Origin of the sequence: Pseudomonas chlororaphis (genome assembly GCF_001921865.1) — a bacterium.
Taxonomy (GTDB): domain Bacteria; phylum Pseudomonadota; class Gammaproteobacteria; order Pseudomonadales; family Pseudomonadaceae; genus Aquipseudomonas; species Aquipseudomonas chlororaphis_D.
In genome coordinates, this window is the sequence record NZ_MSCT01000006.1 from 46,464 (window position 1) to 68,712 (window position 22,249).

A 22,249-nucleotide genomic window follows, 5' to 3' on the forward strand; every position below is an offset into this window, starting at 1 on the left:
TCCTCGAACGCTGTGGAATAATACTGGCTACTTATACAGGTGTTGGCCGTCAGGCCTTATTGATTACGTGAGGACTTTAATGGACGACAACAAGAAGAAAGCCTTGGCTGCGGCCCTGGGTCAGATCGAACGTCAATTCGGCAAGGGTGCCGTAATGCGTATGGGCGATCACGACCGTCAGGCGATCCCGGCCATTTCCACCGGCTCTCTGGGTCTGGACATCGCCCTTGGCATTGGCGGCCTGCCAAAAGGCCGTATCGTTGAAATCTACGGTCCGGAATCGTCCGGTAAGACCACCCTGACCCTGTCCGTGATTGCCCAGGCACAGAAGATGGGCGCCACCTGCGCCTTCGTCGACGCCGAGCACGCGCTGGACCCGGAATACGCCGGCAAACTGGGGGTCAATGTCGACGACCTGCTGGTTTCCCAGCCGGACACCGGCGAACAGGCGCTGGAAATCACCGACATGCTGGTGCGCTCCAATGCCATCGACGTGATTGTGATCGACTCCGTGGCGGCACTGGTGCCCAAGGCCGAGATCGAAGGCGAAATGGGCGACATGCACGTGGGCCTGCAGGCTCGCCTGATGTCCCAGGCGCTGCGCAAGATCACCGGTAACATCAAGAACGCCAACTGCCTGGTGATCTTCATCAACCAGATCCGCATGAAGATCGGCGTGATGTTCGGCAGCCCGGAAACCACCACCGGCGGTAACGCGCTGAAGTTCTACGCTTCGGTCCGTCTGGATATCCGTCGTACTGGCGCGGTGAAGGAAGGCGACGAAGTCGTTGGTAGCGAAACCCGGGTCAAGATCGTCAAGAACAAGGTGGCTCCACCGTTCCGTCAGGCTGAATTCCAGATCCTGTACGGCAAGGGTATCTACCTGAACGGCGAGATCATCGACCTCGGCGTGCTGCACGGTTTCCTCGAGAAGTCCGGTGCCTGGTACAGCTATCAGGGCAACAAGATCGGCCAGGGCAAGGCCAACTCGGCCAAGTTCCTGCAGGACAACCCGGAAATCGGTAACGCCCTCGAGAAGCAGATCCGCGACAAGCTGCTGGCTCCGAGCGGGGATGCCAAGGCTCTGCCAGTCAACGAAAGCATCGATGACATGGCCGACGCGGATATCTGATCGATCCGATGATCGCCGTACTCGATACCCTCGTCGCGGTGCGGCGAACCGCCATGGACCTGCTCGCGCGACGCGAGCACGGTCGAGTCGAGCTGACGCGTAAACTGCGTCAGCGCGGCGCCCCTCCCGAAATGATCGAAACTGCCCTTGACCGTTTGACGGAAGAAGGCCTGTTGTCCGAATCCCGTTACCTCGAAAGTTTCGTTTCCTACCGTGCCCGTTCCGGCTACGGCCCCCTGCGTATTCGCGAAGAACTCAACCAGCGCGGCTTGCAGAGTACCGATATCGAGTTGGCCTTGCGTGAGAGCGGTATCGATTGGCAGGCACAGTTGGAAGATGTCTGGCGGCGCAAGTTTGCCGGACATCTCCCGGTCGATGCCAAGGAGCGCGCCAAACAAGGCCGCTATCTGGCGTACCGGGGATATTCGATGGACATGATCGGCCGCTTGTTGAGCGGCCGAAGGGTGGACGATTGAGGTGTCGGGCCCGCGAATCGAATGCGCGGGCCGCTGTTTTTCCGCTCAAGTGACCTTGATCGGTTCTCTGCTGCGTTGTGCTGCCCTGGCCTGATTCATGGCCCAGTTTTCCGGCCAGTTGATGAAGTCGATCAGCTCACGCAGGCGGCCATTGTCGCGGGCGTTGAAGGTGAACGACAAACGCGCCAGATGGCTGAACTCCGGTTCGTTGTGCTCCTCGCCATTGTAGGCATGTTGATGAAAGCGGTCGCTCAGGCACAGGTCGGCGAAGGCCGTCTGCATCTGTTCGAGCGCCGGTTCGCTGAGGGTGTGATTCATGCGAATGACAAACTGGTTTTTTAGCCAACGGCTGGAGTGGAAGTTGCTGTAGAACTGGTTGATTTCCTCGACCGCCTCCTCGGTGTTATGCACCAGCCGCACCAGTTTCATGTCGGTCGGCAGAATGTAGCGGTTGTTTTCGAGCTGGTTGTGAATGAAGTCCAGCGCCCCTTGCCAGAACGTCCCCCCTGGAACATCCAGCAATACCACCGGTACCAGCGGGCTTTTGCCGGTCTGGATCAGTGTCAGTACTTCCAGCGCCTCGTCCAGTGTGCCGAACCCACCTGGGCACAACACCAGGGCGTCGGCTTCCTTGACGAAGAACAGCTTGCGGGTAAAGAAGAAGTGGAAGGACAGCAGGTTGCCCGTGCCGTCCACCGTCGGGTTCGCATGTTGCTCGAAAGGCAGGGTGATGTTGAACCCCAGGCTGTGATCGCGGCCGGCGCCTTCGTGAGCCGCGGCCATGATGCCGCCGCCGGCTCCGGTGATGACCATCAGGTCGGAGCGGGCCAGGGCCGCGCCGAGTTCTCGCGCCAGGCCATACAGCGGGTGTTCGATCGGCGTTCGCGCGGAGCCGAACACGGTCACCTTGCGGCGTCCCTTGAACTGTTCCAGTACGCGAAACGCATGTTCCAGTTCGCGCAGGGCCTGCAGGGTGATTTTTGCGTTCCAGCGGTTGAGGTCGTCCTGCGCCATGCGCAGAACGGTGAGAATCATGTCGCGATAAAGAGGGATGTTGGGGCTGTTGGGGGCAATCAGGTTGAGTTGTTCTTCGACCGTGCTGAGGTCGATTCCGTTGCTCTGAAAATGACGACTGAGGAGGTCATTCGGTTCGTAAGGCATTCAACTTCTCCTTCTGCACAGAACCTTTGACGCAAACGAAGCATTCGTTGGCATCGCGACACTGCATGTGTCGCTGTCAGCCCGACTCCAGCGGCGGATTCACCAGGGTGGAAAAACCCGGCCGGGGCCTGCGGGTCATTCATACAGGTTCTGCTATTCCTTGATTTATAAAGCAATCGCACAACAAGACGCGCTGGGGCGGCCTCCGGATCCACCCAGGAAAATTCAGCATGAACAGATTGAAATCTAGACCTTCATGATGATTCGCGCTGGCTTGATCATGGGCCTTGAAAGTCGGGGCTGGCAATCACTTATTGGCAGGTATGGACGGGGTTTGGCCGCCTGTCCGAACGCATCCCGGGTAGCGCAAGCTCTGATTTACTAAGTTACAGCGCCAACAAGACAGTGTGGCGTCAAAGGCAGGATGCTCAGGTCAGGTGCATCGCTCAGGTAGTGGCGAATGGGGGCACGGAGGCTGGTGATGAACAGAGTCGTTCTGGAAATCGATGGGCAGTTGTATCAACTGCTGAGGTCGGCGGCGGATGCCAATCATCTGACGTTCGAAGAGGAATGCCGGCGCCGGCTTGAAGGCGGAGAGCGCCGTTCGAGCTATTTGCAGGCGCTGTTGGCGGAGCTGCGAGCCGATGATCAACAACGGCGCGCAGCTGGGCACTGAATTACTTTTTCTTCTTCGCCGGGGCCGGGCAGTCCGACTCCTGGAACCGCGCCGAAGCCACGGGGCGATTGGTCCGGTTCTCGGTGAACTCGTAGCGCATGACGGCGCCCTTGGCCATCAGCTTGCGGTAGTTCGGGTCGCGGCAAACGCTGGCGCCCAGTTGCAGGTAGACCGCCTTGGGGTTGGCGCGCATTTTTTCCGCATGTTCGGCCTGGACGCTGAGGTGGTTGATCAGTTCCTTGCCTTCGACGGTATACCCCTGATCGAGGATGTTCTCGTTGACTTCCCGAGGCGTGCCGACGTTACTTTCCTCGGCGGTTTTCTGCAGGGTCTTGTTCAGTTCGTAGTCTTGCAGCGATGCAGCCTGGGCACTGAACGGCAAGGCCAGCAGAAGGGCGGCGGTGGGAACGATAAAGCGCAACATGAAACTCTCCTGGTTCAGTGACTGATGCTTCGACCAGTCACGCGACTGTGCGTTCAGTGGCGGCGAATTATAGGGGAGCGAGGGGAGGCGGTACAGGTTTGAGCTGGGAGCTCTGATAAACTTGCCGACTTTTCAGCTTTCCGAGTTCCTTTCGTGTCGATTCCTTTCTTGTGCCGGGGCCGCTTCTGATGAGCCATGCCGTTTCCCGCCTGCGGGCCCAACGTCTTGCGCGTGCCGTCAGGCCTTTTACCGCCCGTGGTTCCCGTGCGGAGCGCTGTGCGGGCTGCCGGGTGATTCCCAGCCATTGCATGTGTGCCTGGCGGCCCAAGGTTTCGGCACAGTCGGCCATGTGCCTGATCATGCACGACGTCGAGCCGATGAAACCGAGCAATACTGGCTGGCTGATCGCCGATGTCATAGAAGACACCCTGGCGTTCCCCTGGTCGCGGACGGAAGTCGATCCGCAGTTGTTGGCGTTGCTGGCCGATCCCCAGTGGCAGCCTTACGTGGTGTTCCCCGGGGAGTTCGTCGCGCCGCAGCGGGTGGTGAACGAGGTTCGTGTGCAAGAGGGCAAACGCCCGCTGTTCATCCTGCTGGATGCGACCTGGAGCGAAGCGCGCAAGATGTTTCGCAAAAGCCCTTATCTCGAGCACTTGCCAGTGTTGAGCCTCGCGCCTGAACAGTTATCGCGCTACAAGCTGCGACGCTCCAAGCGCGACGACCATTTCTGCACCGCGGAGGTGGCGGCGCTGTGCCTGGAGCTGGCCACGGATCAGCAGGCCAGCGAAGTGCTGGATGCTTATCTGGATGTGTTCAGCACCCACTATCTGTCGGCCAAATTCCAGCTCGATATCGACCCCAACGACGAGACGCACGCCCGCCTCAAGCCTTTTCTGTAAGGCTTGAAACGCTTGGCGGCAGCTTTTTCGGCCAGAGTTGCGCGACCAGCATCCCACTGAGCATCAAGACGCAGCCGATATAGCCGCGCAGTTGCAGGGACTCGCCGAGCAACCATGCGCCGGCGATGGCGGCAAATACTGCTTCGAGCGACAGAATGATCGCCGCGTGCGAGGCGATTGCATGCTTCTGCGCCACCACCTGCAAGGTGTAGCCGATGCCCACGGCCACCACGCCGCCATATAGGATGGCCGGGCCCGCGGCGAGGATCGCTTCGCCGTGCACCGGCTCCAGGCACAGGGCCAGGACCAGGCTGACCAGCGAGCAGGTGGCGAACTGCAGGAAGGCCAGGCGAATCGGGTCGTGGCGGCTGGCGAACACCCCGACCAGCACCACATGGGCGCCCCAGACAAAGGCGCCGATCAGTTGCAGCCAGTCGCCGGAAGCGACCTGGAAGCTGTCGCTGACGCTCAACAGAAACATGCCCAGCACCGCGAGCAGGGCGCCGAGCCAGGTGCCCAGCCCGGTCTTGTGGCCCAGCAGCAGGCCGAGCAGCGGCACTACAATGACGTAGAGCCCGGTGATGAAACCGGCGTTGGTCACGCTGGTGAACATCAGGCCGACTTGCTGCAGGTTGATGCCCAGCGCCAGGGCCAGCCCCATCAGCACGCCGCCGGTCAGCAGGCCGCGGGTCAGGAAAGGTTCGGCTTTGGCTTGCCGGCGATCGCCGCGCAGTACCAGCGGCAGCAGGCACAGCGAACCGAGGGCGAAGCGCAGCCCGGAATAGAGGAAGGGGCCGATATGATCCATGCCCGAGGTCTGGGCGACGAAGGCCGAGCCCCAGATGATGGCGGTCACCAGCATCAGGATGTCGGCGCGCAGGGCTTGGCTTTGCATGATGGCACTCTTATTAGTTAGCCAGCTAAGATGCCGCAAAGCCCGATGCTTGACCACCCCGGCTTCGCTGGGCATGCTTGGCGCCGATTAGGGCGCGACCGATCTTTGAAACGCCGCATTTCCGGGCTCTTGGCGTTGATCGTGCTCTTTGGGTGCAGCATTCTGGCTGACACCTGCGTTGCCTTGGCGAGGACCGAATGCATCGGTTCTGCCATAAAAAACAGGATCATTTGAAAAATGGCCACATACGAAATCCTGATTGCCGATGACCACCCCCTCTTTCGTAGCGCACTGCATCAAGCGGTGACCCTGGGCCTCGGCCCGGATGTCCGTCTGGTGGAAGTGGCGAGCATTGCCGAACTGGAAACACGCCTGACCGAAAAGGCCGATTGGGACCTGGTGCTGCTGGACCTGAACATGCCCGGCGCTTATGGCTTTTCCGGCCTGGTGCTGTTGCGCGGCCAATACCCGCAGATTCCGGTGGTGATGGTCTCGGCCCAGGAAGAGGCATCGGTGATGGTGCGCTCGCGGGAATTTGGGGCCAGCGGTTTCATTCCCAAGTCCAGTTCCCTGGAAGTCATTCAACAGGCCGTGCGCAGCGTCCTCGACGGCGACGTCTGGTGGCCGCCGCAAGCCTTCGAGCAGGTCAGCGTCTCCGCCGAGGCCAAGGCGGCCAGCGAAGGCCTGGCCAGCCTGACTCCGCAACAGTTCCGCGTGCTGACCATGGTCTGCGAAGGTTTGCTGAACAAGCAGATCGCTTATGAGTTGAGCGTTTCGGAGGCGACCATCAAGGCCCATGTGACGGCGATCTTCCGTAAACTGGGCGTGCGTACTCGCACCCAGGCGGCGTTGCTCTTGCAACAACTTGAGTCAATTTCCAGCCAGTAACCGGTTATTTCTTCACGCTTTTTTGACTTTGGTTGAACTAGCTTTCCCATTCCCTATCGTTCTAGTTGCCTATTTTATGTCGCCTTTCAAAGGTCAAACCGGTCTTAAACGCATCCTCAACGCCGCAGGCTATTCCCTTGACGGTTTGCGTGCCGCCTTCACCGGCGAAGCTGCCTTTCGTCAGTTGGTGCTGCTCAACGTAGTGCTGATTCCTGTGTCTTTCCTGCTGAATGTCAGCCGGGTGGAGCGAGCGCTGTTGATCGCTGTCTGCCTGCTGGCACTGATTGTCGAGTTGCTCAATTCGGCGGTCGAGGCGGCGATCGACCGTATTTCCCTGGATCGCCATCCGCTGTCGAAAAATGCCAAGGATATGGGCAGCGCCGCTCAATTCGTGGCCTTGAGCATGATCACCGTGGTCTGGGCGGTGATTCTCCTCTAGGGAATGTTCGGCAGCACGATCTCGTCGCTGCGCCGCACCCCGGCGGTAAAGGCGCGGCAGAGTTCGAGGAACTCGCGCATCGCCGACGTCTGATATTTCTGCTTGTGCCAGATGAAGTAGAACTGCCGGGCCAGATCCAGGTCCGGCGTTTCCACCGCCACCAGGCTGCCGCGCCGGAAGGCGTCGCGCAGCGCCAGCCTGGAAATGCAGCCGATCCCCAGCCCCGATTCCACCGCGCGCTTGATCGCTTCGGTGTGTTCCAGCTCGAGGCGGATATTCAGCGCGGTGCGGTGATGGCGCATGGCCTGGTCGAAGGTCAGGCGCGTGCCCGAACCCTGCTCCCGCAGGATCCAGGCTTCGTGAGTCAGCTCTTCCATGCTCGCGTGGCCACGTTTGGCCAGCGGATGCTGCGGCGCGCAGAACACCACCAGTTCGTCCTCGACCCAGGTTTGCACTTCGATATCCGGGTGGCTGCAGTCGCCTTCGATTAGACCCAGGTCAATTTCGTAGTGGGCAACCTGTTGCACGATATGCGCAGTGTTCTGCACATGGAGTTTGACCTGGCTCTCCGGGTGGACCTGCATGAAGCTACCGATCAGCAGGGTCGCCAGGTAGTTGCCGATGGTCAGGGTCGCGCCGACCGACAATGAGCCGAAGCCGGATTTGCCGTTGAGCAGGTCTTCGATTTCCTTGGCCTGGTCCAGCACCGCCACTGCCTGGGGCAGCAGTTGCTTGCCCAGGGCATTGAGGCTCAGGCGTTTGCCGGCGCGGTCGAACAGCTGGCAACTGGACTGGCGTTCGAGTTCGGTGATCGAGGTGCTCGCCGCCGATTGGGAAAGGGCCAGCAGGCCGGCAGCGCGAGAAACGCTCTCTTGCTGGGCGACGGCGACGAATACTTGCAGTTGACGGAGAGTAAATCGCATATCGATATAACCGATAACCCTTATCTTAATAATCCAGTTAACAGATATTGTCGCCGCCATTAGAATGCTGTGCAATTGCGCGCGGCTCGCTTGTCGCAGAGTAGGCGCAGACAACTTTCCAGGAGTCCCCCGTACATGAGCAACATGAACCACGAGCGTGTCCTCAGTGTTCATCACTGGAACGACACTCTGTTCAGCTTCAAGTGCACCCGCGATCCGGGCCTGCGCTTCGAGAACGGTCAGTTCGTGATGATCGGCCTGCAACAACCCAATGGCCGCCCGCTTATGCGCGCTTACTCGATCGCCAGCCCGAACTGGGAAGAGCATCTCGAGTTCTTCAGCATCAAGGTTCCCGATGGTCCGCTGACTTCCCAGCTGCAGCATTTGAAGGAAGGCGACGAGATCATCATCAGCAAGAAGCCTACCGGTACCCTGGTACTGGATGACTTGAAGCCTGGCAAACACCTGTACCTGCTCAGCACCGGCACCGGCCTGGCGCCGTTCATGAGCGTCATCCAGGACCCGGAAACCTACGAGCGTTTCGAAAAAGTGATCCTGTGCCACGGCGTGCGTTACGTCAACGAAGTCGCCTACCGCGAGTTCATCACCGAGCACCTGCCGCAGAACGAGTTCTTCGGCGAGGCGCTGCGTGAAAAGCTGATCTACTACCCGACCGTGACCCGCGAGCCGTTCGAGAACGAAGGCCGCCTGACCGACCTGATGCGCAGCGGCAAACTGTTCAGCGACATCGGCCTGCCGCCGATCAACCCGCAGGACGACCGCGCTATGCTGTGCGGCAGTCCGAGCATGCTCGACGAGACCAGCGAAGTGCTCAACAGCTTCGGCCTGACCGTTTCGCCGCGTATGCGCGAGCCGGGCGACTACCTGATCGAGCGCGCCTTCGTCGAGAAGTAAGCGGCGCAGGTGTAGGTAGAAGCGAGCTTGCTCGCGATGGATCTGTAAGCAACCCGAGCATTCAGAAACTACGCGTTATCGTTAACGCCCATCGCGAGCAAGCTCGCTCCTGCAGCAGCACACAGAAAGCCCGCGTTGCCTTTCCAGGCAACGCGGGCTTTTTCGTTTTCAGGGGCCGTCAGCGCGCGGGAACCACTTCCAGGACCTGGATCAGGCCCGGCTGCGGGTAGTGCCAGCGTACATCCAGGTCCCAGAACTGTGCGCCGTATTCGCGCTCCGGGGTAGGCGTCTGGTAGGCGGGGCGCGGGTCCTGGGCCAGGCATTGCTCGATCAGTTCGAGCAGCGGCTCCTGCAGGCGCTGTGCGTGCGTATGCGCCTGTTGCCGGGCATTGTCGCTCCATTGCACCGGGATCAGCTGCGGGGCCGCGCTGGCGATGCTGTTGCTCGCGCTGGGGATGATGTCGGCGTAGGGCACGTAGGGCTTGATATCGAGAATCGGCGTGCCGTCCAGCAGGTCGATGCCGGAGATCCACAGGCGGTCGGCCTCGACCCGGTCCAGCTTGACCACCGATTGGCCGATACCGTTGGGGCGGTGGGTGGCGCGGGTGGCGAATACGCCCATGGATTTGTTGCCGCCCAGGCGCGGCGGGCGGACCTTGAGCCGCGGCTTGTCCTCCAGCGCCTGGTGAAACAGGAACAGCAACCAGACATGGCTGACCTGTTCCAGCCCCTGCACCGCGTCGCCCTGGTCGAAGGGCGCCACCAGTTCCAGCACGCCACGGGCCGCCGGGGCCAGTTGCGGTTGGCGCGGGATGGCGAACTTTTCCTTGAAGCAGGAACGCACGAAGCCAATGGGGGAAACGCTGTAGGTCATGGTCTGGAGTCGAGGCGGGGCAGGGCCGCCATGATAACCCGAGACGGGCAGGGGCCGATGTCGCTATCGCGAGCAAGCTCGCTCCTACGGACAGCGCGAATCCTGTAGGAGCGAGCTTGCTCGCGATGAGCCCCCTACAGGCTGAACCCGCCATCCAGCGGGATGATATTCCCGGTCATGTAGGCCCCGGCGGTACTCGCCAGGCTGATGGCCAGGGCGGCCATTTCTTCCTCGCGGCCCCAACGCTTCATCGGGATCAGCGCGGTGTCGTCGGCCAGCGCCTGTTCGTCGTTGCCGATATGTTGGGTCATCTTGCTGGGAAAGCGTCCGGGGGCGATCACGTTGACGTTGATGTGTTGGCTCACCAACTCTCGGGCGAGGATGCGCGACAGTTGGTGCAGCGCGGCCTTGCTCGGGCCATAGGCGTAGGCCTGCTCGCCGAAGGACGAAATCCCGGCTACCGAACCGATATTGATGATGCGTGCCGGGTTGGCCGCGGAGCCGGCCTTGCGCAGCAGCGGCAGCAGTTGCTGGATGCAACTGAACACCGAGGTCACGTTCAATTGCATGACCTTCTCCCAGCCCTTGACCGGGTAACTTTCCAGGGGCGCGCCCCAGGTGGTGCCGGCATTGTTCACCAGGATATCCAGCTGGCCGATCCGGGCTTCGAGGTGGGCGGCGAGTTGCTGTGCGCCTTCCTCGCTGGCCAGGTTGGCGACCAGGGCATGGCACTGGCCCAGGGCACCGAGCTGCGTCGCGGTCTGCTGGCAGGCCTCGGCGTCGCGGGCGCAGAGGTAAACGGTGGCGCCGGCTTCGACATAAGCCTTGGCGATCATCTTGCCGATACCGCGGGTGCCGCCGGTCACCAGGGCGGTGCGGCCTTGCAGGGAAAAGTAGGGGTGCATGGCGAATCCTGAGGGCTGAGGGTCAGTGCATACCCTAGTCGTCAGGCGCGGCGGGCGGAGCCACTATTGTGCGGGGGAATGAAGGGGCATGCATGGCGGCGGCCGGAAGCGGCCACCGCGAACCAGGACAATCAGGCGCGAATGCGCAGGGTCAGGCCCTTGAGGAAGTTGCGCAGCAACTGGTCGCCGCACGGGCGGTAGTTGGTGTGGCCGAATTTGCGGAACAGCGCGCTTAGCTCAGGCTTGGACACCGGGAAGTCGGCGGCCTTGAGCACGGCGTGCATGTCGTCTTCCTTCAGCTCGAAGGCCACCCGCAGTTTCTTCAGGATGATGTTGTTGGTCACCGGCAGCTCGATCGGCAGCGGCGGACGGCTTTCGTCCTTGCCCCGCTTGAAGATCACCAGGCCGTCGAGAAAGTGCGCCATGACCTCGTCCGGGCAATGCACGAAACCTTCTTCCTCGTCCTTTTTCAAGTAGCTGACCACGTCGTCCAGGCTGACGTCGAAGCCGGTGAGCTTGATGATCTCGACGACCTTCTTGTCGCTGATGTCGAGCATGTAGCGCACGCTGCGCAGTACGTCGTTATGAATCATGTCTACAGTCCTGATGTGTGCGTGTTGAGCGCCGCGGGCGAGCGCGGCGCTTGAGTGGAGCTCGCCTAGAATTTCTCCTTGGCGGACAGGTAGCGCCATTGCCCGAGCGGCACCTTGCCGATGGACACCCCGCCGATACGGATGCGGCGGATGGCGACGACCTTCAGGCCCACGGCTTCGCAGAACAGGGCGATCACGCCCGGTTGCGGGTTTTTCATGGCGAAGCGCAGGCGGTTTTCGTTCTGCCAGCTGGCCTTGACCGGCGGCAGTTCCCGGCCCTTGTAAGTCAGGCCGTGGCTCAGGCGATTGAGGCCGTGGTCGATTATCTCTCCCTCCACCTCGACCACGTATTCCTGCTCGATCTTGGCCGCGTCGGCGGTCAGCTTGCGCAGGACTTTCCAGTCCTGGGTGAACACCAGCAGGCCGCTGGCGTTGGCTTGCAGGTCGGCGCTGGCGGTCAGGCGCAGGAAGTGTCCCTTGAGCGGCCGTTTGCCGAAGCGGTGTTCCTCGGACAGGCTGGCGGCGCCCAGCGACGCCATGGCGCTCTCGACATCCTGGCCGGCCGGCACGTTCAGCAGCAACGTCACCGGTTCCGGTGCGGTGGCCTTGGCCTGCGGGTCGAGTTCGACTTTCTGGACGTCGACCTTGAATTGCGGCTCGTCGATGACTTCGCCATCCACGGTGACCCAGCCGCCCTCGATGAACAGCTCAGCCTCCCGGCGGGAACAGCCGACGAGTTCGATGAGGCGCTTGGAGAGACGAATCGGGTCGGTCATGACAGGGGCCGTAACAAAAGGGGGCAAGTATTGTACCTGCCTGGCGCCGGTTAATCGCGGGTCCATTTGCCCGCTGTGGCTATTAGCCGCGCAGCGCCTGCGGCTGTGGCTGTTTCAGGCGCATGTGCAGCAGCGGGTAGGGCTGGCCCATGCCGTCGTGTTCGGAGCGGCCGATGATCTCGAAGCCCTGCTTGAAGTAGAAACCCAGGGCTTGCGGGTTCTGCTCGTTGACGTCCAGCTCGTCGGCGTTCAGGTGTTCGATGGCGTACCTGAGCAGTTGTTTGCCCAGGCCCTGGCCGCGGTGGGCGGGGTCGATGAAGAGCATTTCGATCTTGCCGGCGGCGACCCCGGCGAAACCGGTGATGCGCTGGCGCTGATCCCGGGTACAAATCAGCATCACCGCATCCAGGTAGCGGTTGAGCACCAGGTTCTTCAGCAGCTCGATGTAGCTGTCCGGCAGGAAGTCGTGAGTGGCGCGTACCGAGGCTTCCCAGACCCGGGTCAGTTCCGGGTAGTCGCTGTGTTTCGGGGTGTGGATGACCGAATGATGGCGCATGCCGCCTGCTCCTGTGCTGTGACGCTGGGGGATCCTGAGCAAACGATAGACGTAAAAAAGCCCCGCATCTCGCGAAGAGAGCGGGGCTTTTGCGCTTTTACGCCTTACAGGGTTTCTGCCCACAGGTCGTATTCGTCCGCGTCGGTGACCCGGCACCAGACCTTGTCGCCCGGCTTCAGGCTGCCTGCGCCGTCGATGAACACGTTGCCGTCGATTTCCGGGGCATCGAAGAAGCAACGGCCTACGGCGCCGTTTTCGTCGACCTCATCGATCAGCACTTCGATTTCCTTGCCGATGCGCTGTTGCAGGCGCGCCGAGCTGATTTCCTGCTGGTGCGCCATGAAGCGCTCCCAACGGTCCTGCTTGACCTCGTCTGGAACCACGTCCAGGTCCAGGTCGTTGGCCGGCGCGCCGTCCACCGGCGAGTACTGGAAGCAGCCGACGCGGTCGAGCTGGGCTTCGGTCAGCCAGTCCAGCAGGTACTGGAAGTCTTCTTCGGTCTCGCCGGGGAAGCCGACGATGAAGGTCGAGCGGATGATCAGCTCGGGGCAGATCTGGCGCCAGTTCTTGATCCGGGCCAGGGTCTTGTCTTCGAAGGCCGGGCGTTTCATGGCCTTGAGGACTTTCGGGCTGGCGTGCTGGAACGGGATATCCAGGTACGGCAGGATCTTGCCGGCGGCCATCAGTGGGATCAGCTCGTCGACGTGTGGGTACGGGTAGACGTAGTGCAGGCGGACCCAGACGCCCAGGGTGCTGAGGGCTTCGCACAGCTCGGTCATGCGGGTCTTCACCGGCGCGCCGTTCCAGAAACCGGTGCGGTACTTGACGTCGACGCCGTAGGCGCTGGTGTCCTGGGAAATCACCAGCAGTTCCTTGACCCCCGACTTGACCAGGCGCTGGGCCTCGTCCAGCACGTCGCCCACCGGACGGCTGACCAGCTTGCCGCGCATCGACGGGATGATGCAGAAGCTGCAGCTGTGGTTGCAGCCTTCGGAAATCTTCAGGTAGGCGTAGTGGCGCGGGGTCAGCTTGATGCCTTGCGGCGGCACCAGGTCGATCAGCGGGTTGTGGTCCTGTTTCGGCGGTACCACTTCGTGCACGGCGCTGACCACTTGCTCGTACTGCTGCGGGCCGGTCACGGCCAGCACGCTCGGGTGCACGTCGCGGATATTGCCTTCTTCCACGCCCATGCAGCCGGTGACGATGACCTTGCCGTTTTCCTTGATGGCTTCGCCGATCACTTCCAGGGATTCGGCCTTGGCCGAGTCGATGAAGCCGCAGGTGTTGACCACCACGACATCGGCGTCCTGGTAGGTGGACACCACGTCATAGCCTTCCATGCGCAGTTGCGTGAGGATGCGCTCGGAGTCGACCAGCGCTTTCGGGCAACCCAGGGAAACGAAGCCGACCTTGGGGTTGGCTGGCGCGGTAGGGGTGGACATGTCTAACCTCGGTATAGGTGTCGGGTCGCTGGGCGGTTTGGATAAAACCGCTGGCGACGAACGGGCGCTTGGCGCGCCTCTGATCAAAAAGTGCGCAATTCTAGCGATGGGCGAGGCACTTGACCAGCTTTATGCAGGGAAATGCGACGAGTGCTGCGCTATGCTTCGCGCCGTTGCGCCAAGGTGAGTTCTTACAGTCAACAAAACGTCTGTAACAACAAGTAAAACAAGGCATGCTGCACGACAAAAGCATAGTGCTTCGCTTAACGAAGCCGGGTCTGGAATCAGGAGTGTTGGATGGGTCAGGCAAGTAGTCAGGCGGCGGGCGCCGAGCATTCGGCGGCGAAACCGCTGAGCATGCTGGTCGCCGCGGTCGGGGTGGTTTATGGCGACATCGGCACGAGCCCGTTGTACACCCTCAAAGAAGTGTTCTCCGGCGGTTACGGCGTAGCGGTCAACCATGACGGCGTGCTGGGGATTCTATCGTTGATCTTCTGGTCGCTGATCTGGGTGGTGTCGATCAAGTACATGATGTTCGTCCTGCGCGCCGACAACCAGGGCGAAGGCGGGATCATGGCGCTCACCGCCCTGGCCCGACGAGCTGCGGCGGGCCATGCGCGGTTGCGCGCGTTGCTGGTGGTCTGCGGCTTGATCGGCGCGGCGCTGTTCTATGGCGACAGCATGATCACCCCGGCGATTTCCGTGCTCTCGGCCATCGAAGGCCTTGGCCTGGCCTTCGAGGGGATCGACCACTGGGTCGTGCCGTTGTCGCTGGTGGTGCTGGTGGCGCTGTTTCTGATCCAGAGCCACGGTACGGCGCGGATCGGCATTCTCTTCGGGCCGATCATGGTCACCTGGTTCCTGGTGCTCGCTGCCCTTGGCGTCTATGGCATCAGCCAGCATCCGGAAGTGTTGCAGGCGATGAACCCGATGTGGGCCGTGCGCTTCTTCATCGTCCATCCGGGCATGGGCGTGGCGATCCTCGGCGCGGTGGTGCTGGCGTTGACCGGTGCCGAGGCGCTGTACGCCGACATGGGCCACTTCGGCCGCAAGCCGATTGCCCGTGCCTGGTTCATCCTGGTGCTGCCGGCGCTGGTGCTCAACTACTTCGGCCAGGGCGCCTTGCTGCTGGGCGATCCGGAGGCCGCGCGCAACCCGTTCTACCTGCTGGCGCCGAGCTGGGCGCTGATTCCGCTGGTAGGCCTGTCGACCCTGGCCACGGTGATTGCGTCGCAAGCGGTGATTTCCGGCGCATTCTCCCTGACCCGCCAGGCCATTCAACTGGGCTACATCCCGCGCATGCACATCCAGCACACCTCCAGCGCCGAACAGGGGCAGATCTACATCGGCGCGGTGAACTGGTCGCTGATGATCGGCGTGGTCTTGCTGGTATTGGGCTTCGAATCTTCCGGGGCCCTGGCCTCGGCCTATGGCGTGGCGGTGACCGGCACCATGCTCATGACCACCATCCTGGTGTCGGCGGTGATGCTGCTGCTGTGGAAATGGCCGCCGGTGCTGGCCGTGCCGGTGTTGCTGGGCTTCCTGTTGGTGGACGGCCTGTACTTCGCCGCCAACGTGCCGAAGATCATCCAGGGCGGTGCCTTCCCGGTAATCGCCGGTATCGCCCTGTTCGTGCTGATGACCACCTGGAAACGCGGCAAGCAATTGCTGATGGATCGCCTGGCCGAGGGCGCCTTGCCGCTGCCGATCTTCATCGGCAGCATCCGCGTGCAGCCGCCGCACCGGGTCCAGGGCACCGCGGTCTTCCTGACCGCCCGCCCGGATGCCGTGCCCCACGCCTTGCTGCATAACCTGTTGCATAACCAGGTGCTGCATGAGCAGGTGGTGCTGTTGACCGTGGTCTACGAGGATATTCCGCGGGTACCGGCAGGCCGGCGCTTCGAGGTGGACTCCTATGGCGAAGGGTTCTTCCGGGTGATCCTGCATTTCGGTTTCACCGACGAGCCGGACGTGCCGGAGGCGCTGAAACTGTGCCACCTGGACGAGCTGGACTTCAGCCCGATGCGCACCACCTACTTCCTCAGCCGCGAGACGGTCATCACCTCGAAGATGGTCGGCATGGCCCGTTGGCGCGAGGCGCTGTTCGCCTTCATGCTGAAGAACGCCAACGGCAACCTGCGCTTCTTCAACCTGCCGGTGAACCGGGTGATCGAGCTGGGGACCCAGGTCGAGATGTAAGCCATCGCCATAACAAAAGCCCCCGTCACCTTGGCAGTGACGGGGGCTTTTTTGTTGGAGGTGCCCGGGTGTGCGCAGGCATGAAAAAGCCCCCGGTGCCGTTGGGCAGCGGGGGCTTCTTGGCCAGCGTTCAGGTCACTCTTCGGCGACCTTTTCCTTGCCCTGGCGTTTCTCGATGATGTCCACCAGACGCTGGGCCAGGGCCGGGTAGTTCTCGTCGAAGTGGTGGCCGCCCGGCAGCTTCATGGCTTCGCCGACCGCGGTCTTGTCGGTGCAACCGCTTTCGTCGACTTCTTCCTCGCCATAGATGCACACCACCTTGGCTGCTGGCAGCTTGGCCATTTCCGGGCCGGTGGCGGCTTCCTTGCCGGCGTTGCCCAGCCAGCCTTCGACTTCGATCTCGAAGCTGCCGGTACGGGCGAAGGCCAGCAGGATAATGGCGTCGACCCGCTGCTGTTCGGCTTCCGGCAGACGGTTGTAGATCGCCGGCAAGACATCGGCGCCGAACGAATAGCCGGTCAGCACGAAGCGTTTGGTGCCCCACTTCTGTCGGTAGTGCTGCATCAGCTCGGCGAGGTCGGTGGCGCTCTGTTCCGGCGTCTTGTGCTGCCAGTAGTAACGCAGGGTGTCGATGCCGACCACGGGGTAGCCGATCTTCGCCATTTCGCCGGCCACGTCGCGGTCCAGGTCGCGCCAGCCGCCGTCGCCGGAGAGGAACAGGGTCACGGTGTCCTTGGTCTGGCCGGCCGGTACTTCGACCACTGGGATGTTCAGGCCGCCATTGTCCGAACCCACCAGCAGCTTGCGCAGTTCGTTGTTCAGCACCTGGGGCAGGTGGATGTCGTAGTCGCTGATGCTGGTGCTGGCATTCGGCGTGTCGCGCACGAAACCGGCGCTTTCGTCATCCGGGTTGTCGTTCCAGGCCACCAGCCAGTGGCCGTGGGCCAGGGTCTTGGGCAGCGGATCGGTGCAGCCCGGCGCCGGGTTGATGGTGAAACCCACCGACACCGCCTGGGCCTTGTCGTCGTTCTGGGCGGCGATCCAGCGCCAGGCCAGGGCAGCGCCCGGGCCGATGCCGCTGACCAGGGTCGCCGGGCCCTTGAGTTGGCCAAGGGCGGTTTGCAGGGCTTGTTCCTGCGCCTTGCAGTCGTCCTTGGGCAAGATCACCTGGACGATCTGCGCCGCGCCGCCGCGGCTCAGGGCTGTCAGCTGGGCGTCGGTCAGGGCTTCGTCGGCGAGGACGGCCACGGCGACCCGAGCCTTGGCCTGGGAGGCCGGGGTGACGCGGGTCAGGGTCGAACCATCGGCCTGGGCCAGGCGTTCCAGGGTCGGCTGGGGAGCCGGACGACTCCAGAACCAGTAGCCGCCTCCCGCAATCAGGGCAAGCACCACCAGGGTGGCTAATACATACCGCCAGGAGCGTTGAATCATCAGCGTTTCACCAATCCAGTCAGGCCGCCCGCAATCAGGGCGGCGGTATCGGCCAGTGCCACCAGCGGATCCAGTCCGGCGGGCACGGCCATATAACGAGGTTCCCAGTCAGGCTGGAATTTGTCTTTGAAACGGCGCAGTCCCTGGAAGTTGTACAACTGCTCACCCCGACGGAAAACCATCGATCCCAGGCGCTGGGTCAGGGGGGCGCCGCGCCGGGGTTGCAGACCCGACAACGGCACCATGCCCAGACTGAAGCGTGCATAGCCATGGTTTTTATAATGCTGGATCAGGCCGACCATCATGAATTCCATGGTCAGCTTCGGGGCGTCCGGGTGGGCGCGCATCAGGTCGAGGCTGGCCAGGTCGTGGCTGTAGGTCTCGAGCAGGTTGGCGAAGGCCACCGGACGTCCTTCAAAACGGATGATCGCGATACGGAAATGCTTGAGGTAATCCTCGCTGAAGCGGCCGAGGGAGAAACCCTTCTCACGGACGTTCTTGCCGGTCAGCCAGGCATCGGAAATGATTTTCAGCTCGTCCATCGGCGCGTGCCCGGCCTCATGGATATCCAGGGTCAGGCCGTCCCGGGTGCCACGGTTCCAGGTGTAGCGCAGGTCCTTCATCTCTTTGCCCTTGGCTTCGAGATCAAAGCGATTCAGGTCGACCCGGGCTTCTTCGCCCAGCTTGATGGCGGTCAGGCCGATGTCCATGTAGTACGGCAGGTTTTCCGCGCGCACCTGATAGAACACCGGTCGCGCATGGTGGAGGTCGCACAGGTCGCGGAACTGCCAGATCATCTCGGCCCGCTGCTGGGTCGGCCCGATCGGGTCGTACAGCGCCACCAGGCTGCGGCCGCGCCGAGCGTACATGAGGAACGCATCGTCGTTGGGGTGGAACAGCAGGGCCTTGTCGCCGGTCAGCGCCAGGCCGCCATCGGGCTGGGAGGAGGCCATGAGGATTTTCGCCGCGCGGTCCAGCTCTTCGCCGGTGGGCTGGTGGATCACCGGACGTGCGGTGCGCAGCAGCCAGGTCAGGGACACCACCACCAGCAGCACCGCGGCGCCCAGCAGCGAGCGCAAGCCCCGTGGGGCGTCGGCGTCGAGGGTGAACTGCCACCAGAGCTGGTGACTGTAGGGCACGTCCTGATAGGCGAACAGCAGCAGCCAGATCGAGGCACCGAGCACACAGACGCTGGCCACCAGGTACAGCGGCGAGAACGGCAATTCGGTGAGGCGGCTCGGCCGGTAGAAAGAACGCCGGAAGATCGCCAGCAGGCTGGCGGTCAGGGTCATGAGGCAGGCTTCTTCCCAGTCGAAACCCTTGAGCAGGGAGAGCAGGGCGCCCACCAGCAGCAGGATGGTGGTGAGCATCCAGGCCGCGGACAGGCGCCGGCGCAGGCCCTGGGCCAGCAGTAGGCAAAGCACGCCGATCAGGCTGGCGCCGAAGTGCGAGGCGTCCACCAGGCGGTGCGGGATAAGAAAGCCGATGTGCTGCAGGCGGGTGTCGATTTCCGGAGTGGCGCCGGAAAACAGCAGCACCACGCCGGACAGGAATACCAGCACCGCGAGGATGGGCGCTGCCAGGCCCGAGGCCACGCGCAGCGATTGGCGAGTCTGGAACAGGCGCTGGGCTTCGTTGATCAGCAGCAGCACACAGGCCACCAGCATCGGCAGGATCACGTAGATCAGCCGGTACAGCAGCAGGGCCGCCGCCAGTGGCGCCGCGCCCAGCGTGTCGGCGAAGGCCGCTAGCAGAATCGCCTCGAACACCCCGACGCCGCCGGGCACATGGCTGAGTACGCCGGCTGCCAGGGCGAGCAGGTAGACCAGCAGGAAGGCACCGAAAGGCGGCGCTTCAGGCAGCAGCAGATAAAGCACGGTGGCCGCCGCCGCGACGTCCAGGGCGGTGATGAGCAGTTGCAGCAAGGTCAGGCGTCGACCCGGCAGGCGCAGGGTACGGCGCCCGGCCCGGACCAGCAGGTTGTCGAGCAATGGCTGTTCGGGCAGGCGACGACGGTAGATGCCGACGACCAGGATCGCGAAGAGCATCAATACGCCGCCGGCGATACCGGCCAGCAAACCTTCGGACAGGCGCAAGGCCGCGGAGGCGGCGGGCAGGTTGCTCAGGGTCGCGAGGGCGGCAAGCGGCGGCAGGGCGCAGCCCAGGGACAGGCTGGCGAACAGCGTCATGTGGGCGACGTCGCCGGCGCCCACGCCATGCCGGGCGTAGAGTCGGTAACGCACCGAACCGCCGGAAAGCAGCGACAGGCCGATCGCGTTGCCAATGGCAAAAGCGGTAAAGCCGCCCAGCGCCAGGGTGCGCGCCGGCAGGTCCACCCCGGCGTAGCGGCTGGCGGACCATTCATAGCCGAGCAAGATGACGAAGCCGACCACGGTTGCGGCCAGGGCGCCAAGCAGGGCCGGTTTCGGCACGTCGAGGATCGAGTCGTGCAGGGCGTACAGGTCCAGCTCGCTGAGCAGGTGACGGCAGGCAATCAGGGCGATGCCGAACAGCAGCAGGGTGACGACCATACCAATGGGCTGGCGGTACTTGCTCAGCAGTTCCAGCCAGCGCAGGCGCGTGGCGGCGACCGGTTGGTTCGCTGTAACGGTATCGGTGTCTTGTGAGTCAGACGAGTTGGCGCGCATCAATCACCTCGTGGATTGTGCGCGACAGGATGGGGGTATCCAGCCAAGTTACCAATCCCTGCAGAAAAAATAATTTCAAATATTAACGCGTCTCACCCTGGCCCTGCGAGCCCGGACGGTCAGGGTTTCATGTTGCGACCTGGGAATGAGCATAGCGGGTTGCAAGCAAGGAGGGAGGCGACTGACGGTTCACGGAAGATTGCCAGGTCATTGTTGCGAAAAGATTTTTTCGACAGATACAAAAAAGGCCACTCTTTCGAGTAGCCTTTTTCGATGTTTGGTTGCGGGAGCCGGATTTGAACCGACGACCTTCGGGTTATGAGCCCGACGAGCTACCAGGCTGCTCCATCCCGCGTCTGATGTGGCGGCATTCTACAGGCGAATGCCGGGGTGTCAACCGTTAATGGCCTGCTCAGTCAAATTAATGCTTTATTGCCCTCGAGAGGGCTTAAGTCTCGGTCTTGAAAGGGGTTTTATTTTTCCCGCGGCCCCGAGCGACAAAACCTGCACGCACAAAAAAGGCCACTCTTTCGAGTGGCCTTTTTCGATGTTTGGTTGCGGGAGCCGGATTTGAACCGACGACCTTCGGGTTATGAGCCCGACGAGCTACCAGGCTGCTCCATCCCGCGTCTGATGTGGCGGCATTCTACAGAGAATCGCCAGGCTGTCAACCTAAGAGTTTTAAAAAACTGTTCCTGTTCAAGCGCTTAGCAGGAAGAGGCAGCGGCTGAATTGCCCTTCAGGGCATGCCAGGCAAGGCTTTCAGCTCTATTGAAGGGTTTTGTTCGATTGAGAAAATAAATTCACATTGAGATTTTTCCGGCCCCGGTCAGGAGAAATCAAACTACTGGTGCTATATACAGGTCTCAGTGAGATACTGTCGGCCCATGTTTCATGATTAACCTCCTGCCTCCATGAACTCTGCCTTTATATGACGCAGCGCAAAATCATCCACATCGATTGCGATTGCTTCTACGCCGCCATCGAAATGCGCGACGACCCGCAATTGGCCGGCAGGCCGATGGCGGTGGGCGGCTCGGCGGAGCGTCGCGGGGTAATTGCCACGTGCAACTACGAGGCCCGCGCCTTTGGCGTGCGTTCGGCGATGTCGTCGCGGCATGCGCTGACGCTGTGCCCCGACCTGTTGATCGTCAAGCCGCGGATGGAGGCCTACCGGGAGGCGTCGAAGGAGATTCAGGCGATCTTCCGCGACTACACCGACCTGATCGAGCCGTTGTCCCTGGACGAAGCCTACCTGGATGTTTCCGACAGCCCCAACTTTGCCGGCAGCGCCACACGCATCGCCCAGGATATCCGCCGCCGGGTGTCCAACCAGTTGCATATCACCGTGTCGGCGGGGGTGGCGCCGAACAAGTTCCTGGCCAAGATCGCCAGCGACTGGAAAAAGCCCAATGGCCTGTTCGTGATCACCCCGGATCAGGTCGAGGACTTCGTCTCGGCCTTGCCGGTCAACAAGCTGCACGGCGTGGGCAAGGTCACGGCCGACAAGCTGGGGCGCCTGGGCATCGTCAGCTGCGAGGCGTTGCGCGAATGGAACAAGCTGGCGCTGGTGCGTGAATTCGGCAGTTTTGGCGAGCGCCTGTGGAACCTGGCCCGGGGCATCGATGACCGGCCGGTGCAGAACGACAGCCGGCGCCAATCCATCAGCGTGGAAAACACCTACGACGTCGACCTGCCCGATCTGCAGAGCTGTCTGGACAAGCTGCCGGAGCTGATGCAGACCCTGGCGGGTCGGATCGAGCGAATCGACAGCAGTTATCGGCCGGGCAAGCCCTTCGTCAAAGTGAAGTTTCACGATTTCACCCAGACCACCCTGGAGCAGGCGGGGGCGGGGCGGGACCTGGAGAGTTACCGGCAGCTCCTGACTCAGGCGTTCAAGCGTGGGGACAGGCCGGTGCGGCTGTTGGGGATTGGCGTGCGCTTGCAGGATTTGCGCGGCGGGCATGAGCAATTGGAGTTGTTCAACCGCTGAAAAG

At 62.2% G+C, this 22,249-nt stretch carries 21 protein-coding genes and 2 tRNA genes; 9 read left to right on the forward strand and 14 right to left on the reverse strand.

What is annotated here, in order from left to right; genetic code table 11:
• The first annotated feature begins 79 nt into the window (after positions 1 to 79).
• Together recA and recX are read left to right on the forward strand one after the other, a co-directional pair.
• The gene (recA, locus tag BTN82_RS05640) at positions 80 to 1,132 is read left to right on the forward strand and encodes a recombinase RecA (RefSeq protein ID WP_075118179.1); all 1,053 of its coding nucleotides are present in this window, start codon (positions 80 to 82) and stop codon (positions 1,130 to 1,132) included.
• Positions 1,133 to 1,140: 8 nt separating this feature from the next.
• On the forward strand, positions 1,141 to 1,608 hold the full coding sequence (recX, locus tag BTN82_RS05645) for a recombination regulator RecX (protein ID WP_075118180.1): 468 nt from the start codon (positions 1,141 to 1,143) through the stop codon (positions 1,606 to 1,608).
• A gap of 45 nt (positions 1,609 to 1,653) precedes the next feature.
• Here the strand turns inward: recX and BTN82_RS05650 are convergent, their stop codons facing one another.
• Positions 1,654 to 2,769, reverse strand: coding sequence for a TIGR00730 family Rossman fold protein (locus tag BTN82_RS05650; protein WP_075118181.1), 1,116 nt, complete (start codon positions 2,767 to 2,769; stop codon positions 1,654 to 1,656).
• Between the two features lie 481 nt (positions 2,770 to 3,250).
• Between BTN82_RS05650 and BTN82_RS05655 the strand changes: the two genes are divergently transcribed.
• Complete coding sequence (locus BTN82_RS05655; protein ID WP_075118428.1) at positions 3,251 to 3,445, forward strand: hypothetical protein; 195 nt, start codon at positions 3,251 to 3,253, stop codon at positions 3,443 to 3,445.
• Position 3,446: 1 nt separating this feature from the next.
• Here BTN82_RS05655 and BTN82_RS05660 read toward each other — a convergent pair whose 3' ends face one another.
• Positions 3,447 to 3,869, reverse strand: coding sequence for a PA3611 family quorum-sensing-regulated virulence factor (locus tag BTN82_RS05660; RefSeq protein ID WP_075118182.1), 423 nt, complete (start codon positions 3,867 to 3,869; stop codon positions 3,447 to 3,449).
• 188 nt (positions 3,870 to 4,057) lie between these two features.
• On the opposite strand from BTN82_RS05660, the gene BTN82_RS05665 reads away from it, so the two are divergent.
• Positions 4,058 to 4,768, forward strand: coding sequence for a tRNA-uridine aminocarboxypropyltransferase (locus BTN82_RS05665; RefSeq protein WP_075118183.1), 711 nt, complete (start codon positions 4,058 to 4,060; stop codon positions 4,766 to 4,768).
• Here the strand turns inward: BTN82_RS05665 and BTN82_RS05670 are convergent.
• Entirely contained in the window at positions 4,752 to 5,663 is a 912-nt protein-coding gene (locus BTN82_RS05670) for a DMT family transporter (RefSeq protein WP_075118184.1), read from the reverse strand. The two genes, BTN82_RS05665 and BTN82_RS05670, sit on opposite strands and share 17 nt — an antisense overlap.
• A 237-nt stretch (positions 5,664 to 5,900) precedes the next feature.
• Here BTN82_RS05670 and erdR point away from each other — a divergent pair, with 237 nt between their 5' ends.
• Both erdR and BTN82_RS05685 read left to right on the forward strand, forming a co-directional pair.
• Positions 5,901 to 6,551 carry a response regulator transcription factor ErdR gene (gene erdR / locus BTN82_RS05680; protein ID WP_025806687.1) on the forward strand — a complete coding sequence of 217 codons (651 nt, stop codon included), beginning with the start codon at positions 5,901 to 5,903 and terminating at the stop codon, positions 6,549 to 6,551.
• Positions 6,552 to 6,627: 76 nt separating this feature from the next.
• Positions 6,628 to 6,990 carry a diacylglycerol kinase gene (locus tag BTN82_RS05685; protein ID WP_075118186.1) on the forward strand — a complete coding sequence of 121 codons (363 nt, stop codon included), beginning with the start codon at positions 6,628 to 6,630 and terminating at the stop codon, positions 6,988 to 6,990.
• On the opposite strand, the gene BTN82_RS05690 is transcribed toward BTN82_RS05685, so the two are convergent.
• Positions 6,987 to 7,913, reverse strand: a complete 927-nt coding sequence (locus BTN82_RS05690) for a LysR family transcriptional regulator (protein ID WP_075118187.1) — start codon at positions 7,911 to 7,913, stop codon at positions 6,987 to 6,989. The two genes, BTN82_RS05685 and BTN82_RS05690, sit on opposite strands and share 4 nt — an antisense overlap.
• A gap of 135 nt (positions 7,914 to 8,048) precedes the next feature.
• Between BTN82_RS05690 and fpr the strand changes: the two genes are divergently transcribed.
• Positions 8,049 to 8,828: a ferredoxin-NADP reductase gene (fpr, locus tag BTN82_RS05695; protein ID WP_007923929.1), complete on the forward strand. Its 780-nt coding sequence runs from the start codon at positions 8,049 to 8,051 to the stop codon at positions 8,826 to 8,828.
• A 178-nt stretch (positions 8,829 to 9,006) separates the two neighbouring features.
• On the opposite strand, the gene tsaA is transcribed toward fpr, so the two are convergent.
• The 6 genes from tsaA to rimO all read right to left on the reverse strand — a co-directional run bounded on the left by tsaA (position 9,007) and on the right by rimO (position 13,974).
• Positions 9,007 to 9,702, reverse strand: coding sequence for a tRNA (N6-threonylcarbamoyladenosine(37)-N6)-methyltransferase TrmO (gene tsaA / locus BTN82_RS05700; RefSeq protein ID WP_075118188.1), 696 nt, complete (start codon positions 9,700 to 9,702; stop codon positions 9,007 to 9,009).
• Between the two features lie 134 nt (positions 9,703 to 9,836).
• Positions 9,837 to 10,607, reverse strand: a complete 771-nt coding sequence (locus BTN82_RS05705) for an SDR family oxidoreductase (RefSeq protein WP_075118189.1) — start codon at positions 10,605 to 10,607, stop codon at positions 9,837 to 9,839.
• Positions 10,608 to 10,738: 131 nt separating this feature from the next.
• Complete coding sequence (locus tag BTN82_RS05710; RefSeq protein WP_075118190.1) at positions 10,739 to 11,200, reverse strand: DUF1456 family protein; 462 nt, start codon at positions 11,198 to 11,200, stop codon at positions 10,739 to 10,741.
• A gap of 65 nt (positions 11,201 to 11,265) precedes the next feature.
• Positions 11,266 to 11,976 (reverse strand): rRNA pseudouridine synthase, encoded by a 711-nt coding sequence (locus BTN82_RS05715; RefSeq protein ID WP_075118191.1) that lies wholly within the window; start codon positions 11,974 to 11,976, stop codon positions 11,266 to 11,268.
• A gap of 82 nt (positions 11,977 to 12,058) precedes the next feature.
• Positions 12,059 to 12,532, reverse strand: a complete 474-nt coding sequence (locus BTN82_RS05720; RefSeq protein ID WP_075118192.1) for a GNAT family N-acetyltransferase — start codon at positions 12,530 to 12,532, stop codon at positions 12,059 to 12,061.
• A gap of 104 nt (positions 12,533 to 12,636) precedes the next feature.
• The gene (gene rimO / locus BTN82_RS05725; protein WP_075118193.1) at positions 12,637 to 13,974 is read right to left on the reverse strand and encodes a 30S ribosomal protein S12 methylthiotransferase RimO; all 1,338 of its coding nucleotides are present in this window, start codon (positions 13,972 to 13,974) and stop codon (positions 12,637 to 12,639) included.
• A 357-nt stretch (positions 13,975 to 14,331) separates the two neighbouring features.
• On the opposite strand from rimO, the gene BTN82_RS05735 reads away from it, so the two are divergent.
• Positions 14,332 to 16,173, forward strand: a complete 1,842-nt coding sequence (locus tag BTN82_RS05735) for a potassium transporter Kup (RefSeq protein WP_410002792.1) — start codon at positions 14,332 to 14,334, stop codon at positions 16,171 to 16,173.
• A 135-nt stretch (positions 16,174 to 16,308) separates the two neighbouring features.
• On the opposite strand, the gene BTN82_RS05740 is transcribed toward BTN82_RS05735, so the two are convergent.
• The 4 genes from BTN82_RS05740 to BTN82_RS05755 form a co-directional block, all read right to left on the reverse strand.
• Positions 16,309 to 17,604 carry a virulence factor family protein gene (locus tag BTN82_RS05740; RefSeq protein ID WP_075118196.1) on the reverse strand — a complete coding sequence of 432 codons (1,296 nt, stop codon included), beginning with the start codon at positions 17,602 to 17,604 and terminating at the stop codon, positions 16,309 to 16,311.
• Positions 17,604 to 20,252, reverse strand: a complete 2,649-nt coding sequence (gene mprF, locus BTN82_RS05745) for a bifunctional lysylphosphatidylglycerol flippase/synthetase MprF (RefSeq protein ID WP_075118197.1) — start codon at positions 20,250 to 20,252, stop codon at positions 17,604 to 17,606. The genes BTN82_RS05740 and mprF overlap by 1 nt, the downstream gene beginning before the upstream one ends.
• 278 nt (positions 20,253 to 20,530) lie before the next feature.
• A tRNA-Met gene (locus BTN82_RS05750) sits at positions 20,531 to 20,607 on the reverse strand.
• A 197-nt stretch (positions 20,608 to 20,804) separates the two neighbouring features.
• Positions 20,805 to 20,881: transfer RNA gene (locus BTN82_RS05755), tRNA-Met, on the reverse strand.
• 302 nt (positions 20,882 to 21,183) lie between these two features.
• Between BTN82_RS05755 and dinB the strand changes: the two genes are divergently transcribed.
• Complete coding sequence (gene dinB, locus BTN82_RS05760) at positions 21,184 to 22,245, forward strand: DNA polymerase IV (protein WP_075118198.1); 1,062 nt, start codon at positions 21,184 to 21,186, stop codon at positions 22,243 to 22,245.
• Positions 22,246 to 22,249: the final 4 nt, after the last annotated feature.

What these genes read in the sequence shown, in the direction of transcription:
- BTN82_RS05735 (WP_410002792.1), top strand. Translation starts at nt 14,332, where the DNA reads ATGCTGGTCGCCGCGGTCGGGGTGGTTTATGGCGACATCGGCACGAGC.
- tsaA (WP_075118188.1), bottom strand. Translation starts at nt 9,702, where the DNA reads ATGACCTACAGCGTTTCCCCCATTGGCTTCGTGCGTTCCTGCTTCAAG.
- mprF (WP_075118197.1), bottom strand. Translation starts at nt 20,252, where the DNA reads ATGCGCGCCAACTCGTCTGACTCACAAGACACCGATACCGTTACAGCG.
- BTN82_RS05670 (WP_075118184.1), bottom strand. Translation starts at nt 5,663, where the DNA reads ATGCAAAGCCAAGCCCTGCGCGCCGACATCCTGATGCTGGTGACCGCC.
- BTN82_RS05655 (WP_075118428.1), top strand. Translation starts at nt 3,251, where the DNA reads ATGAACAGAGTCGTTCTGGAAATCGATGGGCAGTTGTATCAACTGCTG.
- recX (WP_075118180.1), top strand. Translation starts at nt 1,141, where the DNA reads ATGATCGCCGTACTCGATACCCTCGTCGCGGTGCGGCGAACCGCCATG.
- BTN82_RS05650 (WP_075118181.1), bottom strand. Translation starts at nt 2,769, where the DNA reads ATGCCTTACGAACCGAATGACCTCCTCAGTCGTCATTTTCAGAGCAAC.
- BTN82_RS05665 (WP_075118183.1), top strand. Translation starts at nt 4,058, where the DNA reads ATGAGCCATGCCGTTTCCCGCCTGCGGGCCCAACGTCTTGCGCGTGCC.
- BTN82_RS05685 (WP_075118186.1), top strand. Translation starts at nt 6,628, where the DNA reads ATGTCGCCTTTCAAAGGTCAAACCGGTCTTAAACGCATCCTCAACGCC.
- BTN82_RS05720 (WP_075118192.1), bottom strand. Translation starts at nt 12,532, where the DNA reads ATGCGCCATCATTCGGTCATCCACACCCCGAAACACAGCGACTACCCG.
- erdR (WP_025806687.1), top strand. Translation starts at nt 5,901, where the DNA reads ATGGCCACATACGAAATCCTGATTGCCGATGACCACCCCCTCTTTCGT.
- BTN82_RS05690 (WP_075118187.1), bottom strand. Translation starts at nt 7,913, where the DNA reads ATGCGATTTACTCTCCGTCAACTGCAAGTATTCGTCGCCGTCGCCCAG.
- BTN82_RS05740 (WP_075118196.1), bottom strand. Translation starts at nt 17,604, where the DNA reads ATGATTCAACGCTCCTGGCGGTATGTATTAGCCACCCTGGTGGTGCTT.
- dinB (WP_075118198.1), top strand. Translation starts at nt 21,184, where the DNA reads ATGACGCAGCGCAAAATCATCCACATCGATTGCGATTGCTTCTACGCC.
- recA (WP_075118179.1), top strand. Translation starts at nt 80, where the DNA reads ATGGACGACAACAAGAAGAAAGCCTTGGCTGCGGCCCTGGGTCAGATC.
- BTN82_RS05715 (WP_075118191.1), bottom strand. Translation starts at nt 11,976, where the DNA reads ATGACCGACCCGATTCGTCTCTCCAAGCGCCTCATCGAACTCGTCGGC.
- fpr (WP_007923929.1), top strand. Translation starts at nt 8,049, where the DNA reads ATGAGCAACATGAACCACGAGCGTGTCCTCAGTGTTCATCACTGGAAC.
- BTN82_RS05710 (WP_075118190.1), bottom strand. Translation starts at nt 11,200, where the DNA reads ATGATTCATAACGACGTACTGCGCAGCGTGCGCTACATGCTCGACATC.
- rimO (WP_075118193.1), bottom strand. Translation starts at nt 13,974, where the DNA reads ATGTCCACCCCTACCGCGCCAGCCAACCCCAAGGTCGGCTTCGTTTCC.
- BTN82_RS05705 (WP_075118189.1), bottom strand. Translation starts at nt 10,607, where the DNA reads ATGCACCCCTACTTTTCCCTGCAAGGCCGCACCGCCCTGGTGACCGGC.
- BTN82_RS05660 (WP_075118182.1), bottom strand. Translation starts at nt 3,869, where the DNA reads ATGTTGCGCTTTATCGTTCCCACCGCCGCCCTTCTGCTGGCCTTGCCG.